The 14,155-nt window shown below is 56.2% G+C and carries 7 protein-coding genes; 6 read left to right on the top strand and 1 reads right to left on the bottom strand.

Translation table 11 applies throughout. The features are described from left to right. Positions 1–10 precede the first annotated feature (10 nt). The 4 genes from M5R41_06415 to M5R41_06400 are packed head-to-tail and all read left to right on the top strand — an operon-like array spanning position 11 to position 9,157. The gene (locus M5R41_06415) at positions 11–2,335 is read left to right on the top strand and encodes a YCF48-related protein (protein ID MCZ7556019.1); all 2,325 of its coding nucleotides are present in this window, start codon (positions 11–13) and stop codon (positions 2,333–2,335) included. Next, the gene (locus M5R41_06410; GenBank protein ID MCZ7556018.1) at positions 2,332–6,282 is read left to right on the top strand and encodes a DUF2334 domain-containing protein; all 3,951 of its coding nucleotides are present in this window, start codon (positions 2,332–2,334) and stop codon (positions 6,280–6,282) included. Before M5R41_06415 ends, M5R41_06410 begins: the two co-directional genes overlap by 4 nt. Next, positions 6,282–7,553 carry a glycosyltransferase gene (locus M5R41_06405; protein MCZ7556017.1) on the top strand — a complete coding sequence of 424 codons (1,272 nt, stop codon included), beginning with the start codon at positions 6,282–6,284 and terminating at the stop codon, positions 7,551–7,553. Before M5R41_06410 ends, M5R41_06405 begins: the two co-directional genes overlap by 1 nt. Next, positions 7,550–9,157 (top strand): hypothetical protein, encoded by a 1,608-nt coding sequence (locus tag M5R41_06400; protein MCZ7556016.1) that lies wholly within the window; start codon positions 7,550–7,552, stop codon positions 9,155–9,157. The genes M5R41_06405 and M5R41_06400 overlap by 4 nt, the downstream gene beginning before the upstream one ends. A gap of 69 nt (positions 9,158–9,226) precedes the next feature. Here M5R41_06400 and M5R41_06395 read toward each other — a convergent pair whose 3' ends face one another. After that, positions 9,227–9,400 (bottom strand): hypothetical protein, encoded by a 174-nt coding sequence (locus M5R41_06395; protein ID MCZ7556015.1) that lies wholly within the window; start codon positions 9,398–9,400, stop codon positions 9,227–9,229. Positions 9,401–9,720: 320 nt separating this feature from the next. Between M5R41_06395 and acs the strand changes: the two genes are divergently transcribed. Then, positions 9,721–11,613: an acetate--CoA ligase gene (gene acs / locus M5R41_06390; GenBank protein ID MCZ7556014.1), complete on the top strand. Its 1,893-nt coding sequence runs from the start codon at positions 9,721–9,723 to the stop codon at positions 11,611–11,613. 169 nt (positions 11,614–11,782) lie between these two features. Next, complete coding sequence (locus M5R41_06385; protein ID MCZ7556013.1) at positions 11,783–13,945, top strand: T9SS type A sorting domain-containing protein; 2,163 nt, start codon at positions 11,783–11,785, stop codon at positions 13,943–13,945. Positions 13,946–14,155 lie beyond the last annotated feature (210 nt).

The raw sequence follows: 14,155 nt of genomic DNA, 5'->3' as shown, positions 1-14,155 counted from the left end.
GAGGTTGTTCATGAAGAGTCTTTTCCTTGTGATTGCTGTATTTCTGACATCCACCTTTGCGCCATTGCTACGCGCACAGTGGCAGTGGTGTAATCCCGTTCCGCAGAGCAATGATCTGTGGAACACGATGTTTGCGCCGAACAGCGGTACCGGTTGGGCGGTGGGCGGAGCGGGGATGATACTGAAATCCGTCAATGCGGGGACGAGTTGGCAGCCGCAGACAACGCTGCGTGAAGATTTTTTTCGAGGTGTATGCGCCGTCGATGCGCAGGTCGCCTGGATTGTCGGCGATAACGGTGTCGTGCTCAGAACCGTCGATGGAGGCGCGAGTTGGCAGTCACAGAATAGCGGCACGACGGCCGGTATCAACGTCATTCACGCGGTGTCGGCAAGCAGCGCATGGTTTGTCGGTGACTCCGGCATGCTGCATGCGACAACTGATGGTGGGGTAACCTGGATTTCCCGAAGCACGGGCACCACCAATAACCTCAACGCCGTGTTTTTTACGGGTGCCATGAATGGCGTAGCGGTCGGAAGTGCGAATACGATTATCCGATCAACGGACGGAGGCGTCACCTGGTCGCCGGTGTACCCGCCTGGCATGAACAGCGATCTGTTAGGACTATTTTTTATCAACGCTCAATACGGCTGGGCCTCGGGTACGGGTGGCCGCATTCTTCGCACCACGAACGGTGGTCAAAGCTGGCAGGGCACGAACAGCGGGACCTCGCAGGATATCAACCGCTTGGTTTTCATTGATACTCAGAACGGCTGGGCGGCGGGAGAGGGTGGTACTTTGCTTCGTACCACCAACGGCGGTTCATTGTGGACACCGGTCAATTCCGGAACTGTGAATGGATTGGAAGGAATCGCCGTATCCGGCAGTACCGTCATTGCTGTCGGGTTGTTTGGAGATATACTACGGTCATCGAATGGGAGTACGTTCACCATGGTCACCGTGGGCACGCGTTCGACGCTCAATGCCGTAAGCACCACTCCATCCCACAAGGCGTGGGCTGTTGGAAGCGACGGGACCATCATCACAACGAATGGCCTCGGCCAGCCGTGGCAGCAAGTTGCAAGCGGTTCGATTGCCTCGCTGTTCGCTGTGGACAATATCGGTGGTAGTACTGTTGTGGCTTGCGGGAACGGTGGTGTCATACTACGCAGCACGAATGCCGGGACCAGTTGGTCGCAGGTCGCCGGTGGTGGGACCGTTGCGCTTAACGGCATCGATTTGCTGGATAATGGCATCGGCTATATCGTGGGTGGAAGCGGGCGCGTTCTCAAAACGACCAACGGCGGAGCCGGATGGTACACCGTGGCCAGCGGTACTCTGCAACCACTGTTCGGTGTGCATTTTACTGACGCTGACAATGGTACCATTGTCGGAGCGGGCGGTACCATTCTGAGCACCACCAACGGCGGATACACTTGGTCCTCACAACAGGGATGGACGCAGGATGCGCTTTTCAGTGTCATCCGTGACGGCAGCGATGGTATGATCTGCGGGGACGGTGGAGAAGCGATATTCACCACGGACGGTGGTGTGCACTGGACGTCCTTGATACTGCCCACCACGGTCCCCCTATTCCGGCTGGTGCATCCCTCGCCGAATGAATATGCCGCGGTAGGCGAAGCGGGTGTTATCATGCGCACGAGCGACAATGGTCAAACGTGGGTGCGGGAAATATCGCACGCGATGCATACGATGTACGGTGCGGACGCTCATGGGGGCGTCGTCTATGCCGTCGGTGATGTCGGGCAGTTACTGTATAACGCCAGCTATCCCTATCCCGTCGAGCTGCTCAGTTTTACCGGGCGGCATGAGGGCGACTGCGTACGCATCGAGTGGGAGACCCTCGCGGAAACGGCGCATTTCGGAACGGAACTCCAGCGAGCAATCCAGGGCGAATGGGCGAGTGCGGCATTTTTTCCGACGCGCGGTCTCAGCGGCGGTCGTTATGCATGGCGTGACTGTGATGATCTCCGGGAATTGCGGAGATATCGATTGAAGTCCATTGGTACCAACGGCGAGATCAGCTTCAGCCGGGAACTTGTCGTTCCTGCCTTGCCGAGCCATCTGGATTTCGACGCATGGCCTCAGCCGTCCGGGGGAGACGTGCATATCCGTCTGCGCGAAACTACCGAGGAGACGGAACTGACAGTACTGGATGCTCTCGGAAGAATTGTTCATAAAGTGAGCCCTGATCGAACAGCTGCTTTGGAGAGTGTGAATATCCCCGCGTCGGCATTCCCCTCTGCCGGTGTATACACGCTGATTCTCCATTCCGCGGCCGGTGCATCGGTGAAACATGTTGTGGTGCTGCGATGAGCCCGCGATATCTGTTATTGGTCTTCCTGTTGCTCGCGCTCCCACGAGTGCACGCCCAGCAACGTGTGCTCGTTCTGTTTGAGGGCAAGGATGTTGAGGAAAATCTCGGAAGAGGTGATGCATTCCAGCTCGCTCAGCTGACAGGACATTTTAAGACACAGACAACCGTGCGTTCAGTGGAGGAGTACCGTGTCGGTGAAATGGATACCTATGACGTCGTGTTTTTTATCGGTTATACGCTGCGCTGTGAGCCCCCCGCAGTGTTCATCAAGGATATGTTTGATAGAAATCGTACCGCGGTGTGGTTGCATACGGGCATGACAGCATTCGGTCGTGTGCGGGACCTTTCGAAGCGCTACGGTTTCGTACCGGAACGCGTGGACACTACAGCGGGTTGGACGCGCGTGCAAAGAGGAAAAGATGCATTCACGAAAACAGAGCCTAACCTCACGCTCTGTCGAATTACGAATCCGGCGCGCTGCCGCGAAATCGCCACCGCGCAGTCCCGGCGCAAGGGGAGTACGCCGTACATCCTCCGGAGCGGCGCGTTCTGGTATGTGGCGGATTCTCCCTTCGCCCTCGCGGATGAGCAAGACCGCTATCTTCTCTTCGCGGATATCATGCACGACATATTCGGCGAACATCATCCGCGTAGGCATAGAGCGATGATACGCATTGAAGACGTCCATCCCCTCGAGAATCCCGAGCGTCTGCGCAAGGTGGCCGATGTACTGCACGATGAAGGCGTACCGTTTCTCGTGGGGCTCGTGCCCTACTATGTGAATCCGGAGGAAGGGGTCCGCATAAGTCTGACCGACAAACCCGACCTGGTGGATGCAATCCAGTACATGGTGCGAAAGGGCGGGACAGTCGTGATGCACGGTGCGACGCACCAATACAAAGGCATCACAGGGACGGATTATGAGTTCTGGGATATTTCTCGTGGTGGCCCCATTGAGGGCGAAACGATTGAATATGTGCGCGGCAAAGTGACCGATGCGTTGGAGGAGTGTATACGTAACGGCATCTACCCCATCATGTGGGAGACCCCGCATTACACGGCCTCCATGATCACGTACGATGCGGTGGCCGGAATATTTTCCTCCGCAATGGAACAGCGCTGCGCGATCAATAACGCGGATCATACACAGATATTTCCCTACACGATCTATCGTGACATGCACAATCAAAAGCTGTATGCGGAAAATCTCGGCTATGTCCCGTTCGATCCGCACGACCCTTCGGTCGCACGCGACCGGGTTGAACATATGATCGCATCGGCGCGCGTAAACCTCGGACTTCGAGACGGGTACGCCTCGTGCTTTTTCCATTCTTTTGTGCCATTGGAGAATCTCCGCCGATTGGTCAGAGGCATCAAGGAACTCGGGTACACGTTCATCGATCTTCAAAAACAGCGTAACAAGGTACACCTGCGGGATAAGGTGATCATTACTGGCGGTGGCAGCTTCGCCATCGAACTCAACGATCAGTACCTGCGGGAATACTGGTTTGATCGCGATGGCGAAGTGCAGCGAACGGTAGTCTCGCCGGAGCGAAAAACCGGCGTATTCAAGAAAACCATCACACTGACGGAAGGGCAGCTGTACCTGGCAACCACGACCGAGATCCGGCACATCGAGGACAGTTTCGTTGATCGTGTGAAGCGCACTCTTCATTCGTGGTACGACGCCATATTCGGCGACGAAGACACCCGCGAGGTGATGCGGGCAGCCGTGCTGTGGGATAGCCTCGCCACCGGTGGTGGTATGCAGGATCAACGGAGTTTTATCTCTGCCTTGCGCACACTCGGAGTGGAAGTTGACACGCTCCATGTAGGCGCACGGATGGACGCAAGCCGGTGGAACCTTCTCGTCGTACCCTACGCCGCGGTGGAACGCCTCGAGAATCCGCAGTTCAGCAGCATTATTGAATGGGTTCGCCATGGAGGGAATGTGATTCTCGATGGAAAGACGGAGTTCGCGCTTGAACTCGGTCTACAATACACCGGCGGCGTCAGTACGTTGACGGGAATCAGCGAGAGACTCTATCCCGAGGAACGGGTGCTCTGGCAGCGTCCTGCGCCATTTCAGAAGTTCGACGTGCAGTCGGAGGATATCGTGCTTGCCGTGGATCGTGAAACAGAGGCTCCGGTGGTGATCGCCAGGCGATTCGGGAAAGGGAAGTTGCTGTATTTCGGTACCCGCTTCGATCCCTACAGCGATGCCGGTTACAGCCGTTTCCCCTATTTCAATCAGTATATCGCCGGACAGATGGATCTTCACCCGGCATTCCGTCGCGACGCGCTGGAGCTGTATTTCGATCCGGGATTCCGCAGTGCGATCCCCATCGAGACGCTTGTGCGACGTTGGGCAACGCACGGTGTGCGTGCGATCTACGTCGGGAGTTGGCACGACTACCGGACGTACACCTATGATTATGCGCGATTGATCCGGCTCTGCCATGAGAACGGTATTCTCGTGCACGCGTGGCTCGAGCCGCCGCAGATCAGCCACAAGTTCTGGGAATTGCACCCCGAGTGGCGTGAGCGGAACGCGAGAGGCACGGATAATCGTGCATCGTGGCGCTACCCTCTTGCAATGACAGACAAAGCATGTGTCGCAGTGATGCTGCGCCACTACCGGGAGTTTCTCACACAACACGATTTTGATGGCGTCAATATCGCGGAAGTGTATTTCGAGTCCGACGTGCGCGGTCCTGCAGAACCGGGAAGCTTCGCGCCTCTGCATCCGAGTGCGCGCGCTGAGTTTCGAAAGCGGTACGGCTTCGATCCGCTCACCCTCTTTGATCCCGCGTCGCCAAAATACTGGAAAAACAACTCTGCGGCCTGGAAGCTGTTCGAAGACTACCGCGTTGATGTGGTGGTGGAAATGCATCGGAAGCTGCTCGCGCTCGCCGAAGACATCCGTCGCGCGCGACCGGGCTTCGGCGTGTCGGTGACCATGCTTGATCAGCTTGGTTCGCCCGATCTCCGGCGCTCCCAGGGTGTCGACATGTTGCGCATCATCGCATTGCGTAAAGAATTCGACTTTACGCTCGTCGTCGAGGATCCCATGGCGCGATGGTCCGAAGATCCGCGTCGGTATCGGGCCATCTCGGCGGCCTACCGGAAATTACTGGGCGACGATTTCGCTCTCGATGTCAATATTCTTTCTTTCCGCAATGAAAGCACCCCCACGCCGTTTCCCACACTCATGCAGTCCGGGATAGAAGCGTTCATGCTGTATCACGTCACCAGCAGCGAAGTGGATCGTACACTTGTCTATGCCGAATCGAGCATCAATCCGCAGGACTTCCCGATGCTCGCGTTCGCGAGCACGGGTCGAGCATCGGTGCGACGCAGCGAGGATGGGTACATCGTATCATCCCCGCATTCCCTCACGCTGCAGTTGAGTGAGCAACAGAAATTCATCCTCGTTGACGGTGCTGTCCGCACGGCCGCGGGCGACGGGCGTTTCCTGATTCCCGCAGGCGAGCACAGAATTGTTGTCGGTGACAAAGGAGAACGACTTTTCGACGCGAACACCTTGCATGCGACGCTGATCAGCTGCACCGGAAATGTATTGGCGATCGAGGAGGGCGAACGGAGTATCTCCTTCGCCTACGAAAGTGACGAACGTTGCTACATTGCCATCAACAAGGAGCCACTTGAGATTTGGGTCGATGGAAAGCGGGTGGAGGTGAGTGTACGTGAGGGCATCGAGCGCTATTCCTTGCGTCTGCCGGCCGGGAAGCACACGGTACGCGTCGTGACGGCAGGTACGGTCGCGTACAGCATCAACGTGACGAGTCTGTGGTCGTCGACGATCATCGTGCTCTTCGGCGGAGTGTCGCTCTTCTTCCTGCTCCTGCTGTATGCGCTCGTCCGCCTTCGGAGAAAGCGTCACGCGCGCACGACCATGTATCCTGAAACACGAGGAACGGCATAATGGACCTTGTTCAGCAAATCGCCAGCGGATTGTTCGTCGTTGCGGTAATTCTCATCTGGTTCATGATTGCATGGCAGTTGGTCCTTACTTTGGCGGGATATTTCCATCACAGCGCATCGCTTCGTGAGCAGAGGGAGGTTGACGGCATGGAATACGATTATCCGGCAGTGTCCATACTCATACCGGCGCACAACGAGGAGATGGTGATCGAGCGCACCCTTGAGGCTATGTGCGCATTGCGCTATCCCGCCGACCGACTGGAAATCATTGTCATCAATGATGGGAGCAGCGACCGCACCGGCGAGATAGTGCGTTCCATAGCGCTCCGTGATCCCCGCGTTATCTGCTACGAGGTACCGGCAGAACAGGGCGGGCAGGGGAAGTCCCGGGCACTGAATCTTGGATTGACGCAAGCGTCGCATCCATACATCGCCGTGTACGATGCAGACAATACACCTGAGCCCGACGCCCTTCGCTACCTGGCCGCGCAGCTTCTCCGGCAAAAGGAACTCGGAGCAGTGATCGGGAAATTCCGCACTGTAAATAAAAAGCGGACACTGCTCACGCGCTTCATCAACATCGAGACGCTGAGTTTTCAGTCGATTCTCCAGGCAGGCCGTTGGAAGCTGCTCCGAATCGCGACGCTGCCCGGCACCAACTTCCTTGTCCGCAGGGAAGTGCTCGATGAAATGAACGGCTGGGATGAGGGCGCAATTACCGAGGATTCCGAGCTCAGCATCCGAATGTACATCGCCGGATGGAAAATTAAATTCCTGCCGTACTCGGTAACCTGGGAGCAGGAGCCCGAAACGTGGAGTGTGTGGCTGCGGCAGCGCACGCGATGGGTGCGCGGGAATAACTACGTCTCGAAGAAGTTCCTGAACGAACGCAAAAGCATCCGGGGTTTACGGTTGCGCTTTGAATTGCTGTATTCCATCGCACTCTACTACATTTTCTTCGTAGCGATTTTGATATCGGATGTGCTGTTCCTGTTATCTGTCACCGGGGTGCTCGCGGTTCCACTGCCGGGTCCGTATACGCTGGTGTGGGTGATGGCGATCGTACTGTTTTTTGCCGAAATTATGTTGGCACTTTCCTACGACTGGGAAGACACGCCGCTGGCCTTTGTCCTCATCGGTGTAATGTACCTGACATACTGTCAGCTCTGGCTCCTCGTCGTGGGTATGGCGTTCTACAAGGACGTGATCAGGAAGGAACAGATGTCGTGGGCAAAGACAACACGCTTCGCACTGGAGGACAAAGCCCAATGAAACGTACGCTGCTCCTGGCATTGCTCATACTGCTGCCCGCCACCTATGCCGGGGCACAGAGCGTTTCAATTTTTACATCGAGCATGTACGACGACAACAGCTTCTCCTTCCGGGAAAAACGTGCGGACATGTATCACAGCATCTTCGGGGCGTTGTCGACCGATACGCAGAGCGACTATACCTACGTGCAGGCATTTTATTACGGCGCCGTCGTACTGTTCCGCACCTACAACGAGCGGACCTATCACGTCCACACCATCGGTGCATACACGCAGATACAACTGAATTATCGTAACGACGACGAGACAGCGGAAGGTACCGCCCTACCGCAGATTCCAGATGCGTTCGGCGGTGATTTCATGCCGGATTACAAGGCCACCACTGAGGCTCGGACCGAAGACGGCGAAGATTCCGATGATGTTGAAGATTCCGATAATGTTGAGGATACCCATAAAGATTCCTATGACGACGAGGACTCCGATGACGATAGCGAAGATTCGAAAGATGGCGAGGATTCGGAAAATGATGAAAATTCCGAGGACGATGAAGGTACCGAAAATATCGAAGATGCACATGATGACGAGTCCGCGGATGCATCTGACTATGCAAGTAGCGGCGCAGACGATGATCCCGTAACAAAGGAAACTGAAGATGGAGAAGCGGAATGGACAGCAGGGTCCGAAGCAACCACGATCGAAGCCGCCGTACCTGAGGTGTTCAGCGATAGTCTTGTCTCCTATCTCTTCATCATTCCGCAGATGGGTGGACGCTTCGATCAGGAGATGTGGGATTTTTATGATTATCAGCGTGCCTCCTTACTTCTACGATTGCGCATGCACCTGATCGCAGGAATCATGCTTCGTCCGCATTACACCTTTGCCTATAAGCGCTACCCGAACCTCGAGCAGTTCACGCATTTCGAAAATCTCGGCGGACTGTTGTTGAATCGTCCGATCGGTGGGGGTGTCGAGTTGTTCGCCGGAGTGCACGCGGGCTTCAAGTCCTATCTCAAGACAGTCAGCGATACTACCTGGGTTGACGACAAGAAGGCCGGAAAGGGCAAGGGGAGTGTCAAGACACCGAAGGCCGTAATCTCGCAGTTTTCCACACCGTCCGCCACGCAGTACGTGCTCTCGGCGGGGGTCGCCTGGGATGTGCTTCCGAATGCAGAAATCTCGCTCTCGTATCTCCGGCGGAGCAATCCCGCCAACGACGCCCGCTTCATCAGCGAGGAGGCGTTGTTCGGCACCTCCGAAGACGATATCTTCGACGACCACTACGGATATCAATCGCATGAAATACGTCTGCAGCTCGAAGGCGCTTTGCCGGGCAACATCCGTACGACGAATCTTATTCAATTCCTCGATAAACGCTATCCACGCACGGCGACGGACATGCTCGGCGTCGTATTGCCAGGTGCGCCGCAGCGCCGTGATTTGCGGTTGCAGATGCAGTTTCAGGCGTTATATCCACTCTTTCGCGGGAACGATGGTAAAGGGCTTTCGCTGGGGCTCGCATACGCGTTCGTCCGAAATCAGTCGAACAATGCATATCACGATTACAACATTCACCAAATCGCGCTGTTGATGTCTGCTGATTTATGAGCGGAGGGAAGAATCGGCACGATACACGCTGTGAAGCCGCTTCGGGTATGATGCTGGCAATGGTGAATCTCACGCCGTGCCCGCAGCCGGATCACCAGCAGGCACGTTCCCGCAACTATAGCTATTTGCAAAGCTGAAGAGAGTGATACGCGCGCTGGACGAAATGCGGCGCAACGATGCCATGTTCTCCGCATTCAGCGGAGTATCCGCCGCAAGAAATCCATGGTACTGATATTCGCTCATCGCTTTTCCAGAAGGTTGGATCGAGATTTCCGACAGGGACAGGTCGCAAATATTGTCGCAAACATGTCGCAAATATGCGAAAAATCTCGTCGGGATAAATGCTGCGCAGTGCCGGGGTGCTTTTCGCGAAGGGACGGACGAACTGACTAATGCGAACGAGGACAACGGCCGTGCTCGTTTCCTTTGGAGTCTACCGTGGGCAGGCACGATCTCAAAGGACTGGAACTTCGGATGAACCACGACGCCCCCCTTGCATTTTTCCCCATTTGTCCGCAGAATAGAGGATATACATCCTCGGCGATATCATCTATGGAGCGCATATGAGCGAAGCGAGTCTCTCTGGCGAAGTGTTTTATCCCTCATTCGACTATCTGGGAGAGCCGCATGTGCGCGAACGTGCACTGCTGAGCGCGGAAGCGGAGGGCGATTACGAGGGTTTCTGGGCGAGGCATGCGTCGGAACTGCACTGGTTCGCTCCGTGGGAAAAGGTACTGGACGGTTCGGATGCCCCGTTTTATAAGTGGTTCACCGGCGCGAAGACCAACATCGTTTACAACTGTGTTGATCGCCACGTGCTCACCGCCAGGCGCAACAAGCTCGCGCTGATCTGGGAAGGGGAGGACGGTGAATTCCGTTCGCTTTCCTATTTCGCCCTCAAACGGGAAGTCTGCAAGTTCGCCAACATCCTCAAGAGCTTTGGCGTGGAAAAAGGCGACCGCGTCACGCTGTACATGGGGCGCATCCCCGAACTCGTGCTCGGCATGCTCGCCTGCGCACGCATCGGCGCGGTGCACTCGGTCGTGTACGGCGGCTTTTCCGTCGAGGCACTGCACGAGCGGCTCGAGGACAGCAAATCGAAAGTGCTCATCGTAGCCGACGGTGCCTTTCAGCGCGGAAAAATTGTGCCGCTCAAAGAGATCGCCGATGAAGCCCTGCAACGCGCAGCCACCGTGCAGAGCGTGCTGGTCGTGCGGCGTACCGGTCAGCCGGTGAATATGGAGCAGGGACGCGATCTCTGGTATCACGACCTCATGCAGCTACCCATCGCCTCGAGCGCGTGCAGTCTCGAAATCGTGGATGCGGAAGATCCGCTGTTCATGCTCTACACTTCCGGCACCACCGGCAGACCCAAGGCCATTCTTCATACGCATGGCGGCTACATGGTGGGCACCTACACGACGCTGAAATACGTCTTCGACATTCAGGACCAGGATCGCTACTGGTGCGCTGCCGATCCGGGATGGATCACCGGTCACAGCTACATAGTGTACGGTCCGCTGCTGAATGGCGCGACGAGCTTCATGTACGAAGGAGCGCCGACCTTCCCCTATCCCAATCGCTGGTGGCAGATGATCGAACGCTATGGCATCAACATTCTGTACACAGCCCCCACGGCAATTCGCGGGCTCATGCGCTTCGGCGACGCATGGGCGGAAAGGCACGATTTGTCCACGCTGCGTCTCCTCGGCTCCGTGGGCGAACCGATCAATCCCGAGGCGTGGAAATGGTATCACCGCGTCATTGGAGGCGGACGCTGTCCCGTCATGGATACCTGGTGGCAGACGGAAACCGGCATGTTCATGATCACGCCGCTGCCTTGCGATCCCCTCAAACCCGGCTCCGGAGGTAAGCCATTTCCCGGTTTGCACATGGACATCGTCAACGAGCAGGGTGAATCCGTTGCGGCCGATGAAGAGGGCTATCTCATCATCAAAAATCCCTGGCCGGCCATGCTTCGCACCATATACAAGGATCCGGAGCGCTATGTCAGTCAGTACTGGACGCGCTTCCCCGGTGCGTATATGACGGGAGATTCCGCCCGCCGCGATGTCGATGGCTATTACTGGGTGATCGGTCGTGTGGACGATGTGATCAAGGTCAGTGGTTACCGCCTTGGCACAGCGGAAATCGAAAGTGCGCTGGTGTCGCATCCCGCAGTATCCGAGGCGGCGGCTATCGGTCTGCCCCACGAAATCAAGGGCAATGCCATTCACGCCTTCGTCATTCTCAAAACCGGCATTGCCCGGCACGAGCATCTCGAGGACGAACTCAAGAAACACGTCGGGCATGAGATGGGGCCTATCGGCAAGCCGGAAAAAATCGACTTCGTGGATGCGCTCCCCAAAACCCGCAGCGGCAAGATCATGCGCCGCGTCCTCCGCGCCCGCGCACTCGGCGAGGATCCCGGCAATCTGGCGACGCTGGAGGAGTAAAAGCGGATATCGTATGTCCGCTATAGTCCATATCTGGAATTCTGTCTCCGTTGAATCTGATGCAGCGTCGTTGTACCTTACGCGTATCGGAACGGTCCTCGCCGTAATGCACGGGTAACGTGATCGCAATTGGGAGGACCTTCGCGTATCGTCACTTCAAGGAGGGTGTATGTTACGGTGCATGTCCTTCATCAGCTGTTTGCTCTGCGTCTATTCCGTCGTTCTCAGCGCGCAAGGCGTGAAGGAGCTTACGCTCAAGGCTCGTAATACAGAGTTCGGGATGGGCAGCTGTGTCGCTGTCGGACCCGATGGAACAATATTTGTCGGGTACAATCAGGGAGTAGGGTACTCCGATGGAGCACTTCGCGCCTATCGAAATGTCGGGACAGCCATTACGAATACCGGTCATATTCGTATTGGCGGAGGGTTTCTGGATATTGATATCAGTGCCGACGGTACGGTGTTCGCCGCGCAAGGCCAGGATGGTGTGCGGGCCTATGTATTCGACGGACAGACCCTGGCGGGTACCGCACATTTCCCGTCGAATGAGGCGGTGAGAGCACTCTCTGTCGGAGAGGATGCTACTGTTTTCGTTGCATGCGGGCGTGGGGGTGTAAAGACCCTGCGCTACGATGGAGTCAGGTTTATACCCTTAGCCGAGACAAAATGGGACTTGTATGCTCAGGATGTCGCGGTCGACGCTCATGGCAATATCTTCGTAGCTCATCAGGACAGCATCATTGCACTGAAAGTCACCGGCGATGTTCTTGAGCCTGTATTCGCCGTGTATCTGGGAGGAATGGTGTCAAATGTAGCCGTCGACGTCTCGGGTACAGTGTTTGCGGCCACAGGAGACAGGGAACTGTTTGCGTTGTCCTTTGATGAAAATGGGTTTACCACGGTCGCTCAGGCAAGACTGGCGGACTATCCCGAACACATGGCGCTTGCGAAAGATGGTACGATCTACCTCGTGCAGACCACCGGTACGATTACGGTGTACACGGTCAACGGCTCTTCCTTCAGCGAGGTGGCGAGTAGCTTCGATACCGATGTACCGAAACACATCGCTGCTGCAGGTCCGGGCGTACTGTTTATTGTGAGTGCGTTTGGAGGATTGAAGGCAGTGCACATCGAGAACGGTGCGCTGGCTGAGCTAGCCCGTCAGAACGATGGCGGAGCATCACAAAATGTGTGTCTGGGGCCTGACGGAACTGTGTACGTCGCCAACGCCTGGGGTGGACTACGCGCCTACAGGTACAAGGATGGTGTGCTGACGCATCTCGATGTATCGAACCAGGACGGGACGGCGGGTGCGGTTGCCTGCGGTAAGGATGGTGTCCTCTTTGCGGTAATTGCAGACGGAGGTGTGATCGCAACACATCTTGTGGGTGAAAGGTTTGAGCAGCGTGCCCGCACACAGGAAGTGATGGATGTCTACGGTATGGACATTGGTCCTGACGGTACGGTGTTCGTCGCGAACGGTGATGATGGGATTCGCGCATACAGATTTGATGGCGCCACATTCACTTTACTGGCACACGCACAGGACAGCGGAATGGCTTTGAGTGTCGCGGTGGGGGAGGATGGTGTGGTGTTTGTGGCGTTGCAACGGTCGGGGCAGTCGGAGGTTTTACGAGCGTATCAATTTCTGGGTGACTCCTTCCGTATTTTGGCATCGCTGTCCGGATCGCGTGTGAGCGAAGATGTCGCTGTCGGCCCCGACGGTACGGTGTTTATCGCGACCGGGAGTGAGGGTCTCACCGCGTACCATTTTGATGGAAGCGCCTTTTCGTATCTGGCCAACTTCAAAGGTATGAAGATAGCGCGCGCTGTGGATGTCGGACATGACGGATATGTATATCTCTGTGGTTATAATCAGGGTGTCATAGTGCTGGAATTTGATGGCAACGCGTTCACCACTATTGCACATATCGCGATGCCGATCAGCGGCATGGATGTGGCTGTACGAAGCGACGGCGCAATAATGCTCGCAGGCGCGCATTCGGGACTGTTTGTGTTCGAACCCGCGGAGCCTCTTGGAATTGAGGACCCGAGGCTCGCTCTTCCACGGCGTATTCACCTTACGGGCAATCACCCTAATCCTTTCAGTTCATCCACAACCATCGATTTCGAACTTGCGGAGAGAACGACAATATCGCTCCACATAACGGATGCTCTCGGGAGGCCGGTGGCCTGTTTGATCGAGGATGAATCCAGGATGGCGGGACGACACAGTGTAAATCTTAACCTCGGGTCGCTCAAGCCCGGCGTGTATTTCGTTACACTCCGCGACAACGGTTCCGCGGTCACCAGAAAAATGCTGCTGCTGTAGAAGCAATGCTCCGAAGAAACGGCGCTATTCAAACGACCCGTTCGTTCCGGAGCAGTTGGGGAGATTTTCTGTAATCTGCGGAGGACGGGGTGTCGTGCCAGAACGTTGTAACCGCAGGCCGCGTATTGTGTCTATGAAGGGATTGCTGTCCCACACGTGCCTGAAAACTATTCAGCCAACGAAACCCGCCTGTGCGATGATAGCCGTGGC

Source organism: Bacteroidia bacterium, from assembly GCA_027493955.1.
In the GTDB taxonomy this organism is placed as follows: domain Bacteria; phylum Bacteroidota; class Ignavibacteria; order SZUA-365; family SZUA-365; genus JAOSJT01.
This window is presented reverse-complemented; position numbering and strand designations above follow the sequence as displayed.

Coding starts and splice junctions, on each gene's coding strand:
- M5R41_06415 (MCZ7556019.1), top strand. CDS start 11: ATGAAGAGTCTTTTCCTTGTGATTGCTGTATTTCTGACATCCACCTTT.
- M5R41_06410 (MCZ7556018.1), top strand. CDS start 2,332: ATGAGCCCGCGATATCTGTTATTGGTCTTCCTGTTGCTCGCGCTCCCA.
- M5R41_06405 (MCZ7556017.1), top strand. CDS start 6,282: ATGGACCTTGTTCAGCAAATCGCCAGCGGATTGTTCGTCGTTGCGGTA.
- M5R41_06400 (MCZ7556016.1), top strand. CDS start 7,550: ATGAAACGTACGCTGCTCCTGGCATTGCTCATACTGCTGCCCGCCACC.
- M5R41_06395 (MCZ7556015.1), bottom strand. CDS start 9,400: ATGAGCGAATATCAGTACCATGGATTTCTTGCGGCGGATACTCCGCTG.
- acs (MCZ7556014.1), top strand. CDS start 9,721: ATGAGCGAAGCGAGTCTCTCTGGCGAAGTGTTTTATCCCTCATTCGAC.
- M5R41_06385 (MCZ7556013.1), top strand. CDS start 11,783: ATGTTACGGTGCATGTCCTTCATCAGCTGTTTGCTCTGCGTCTATTCC.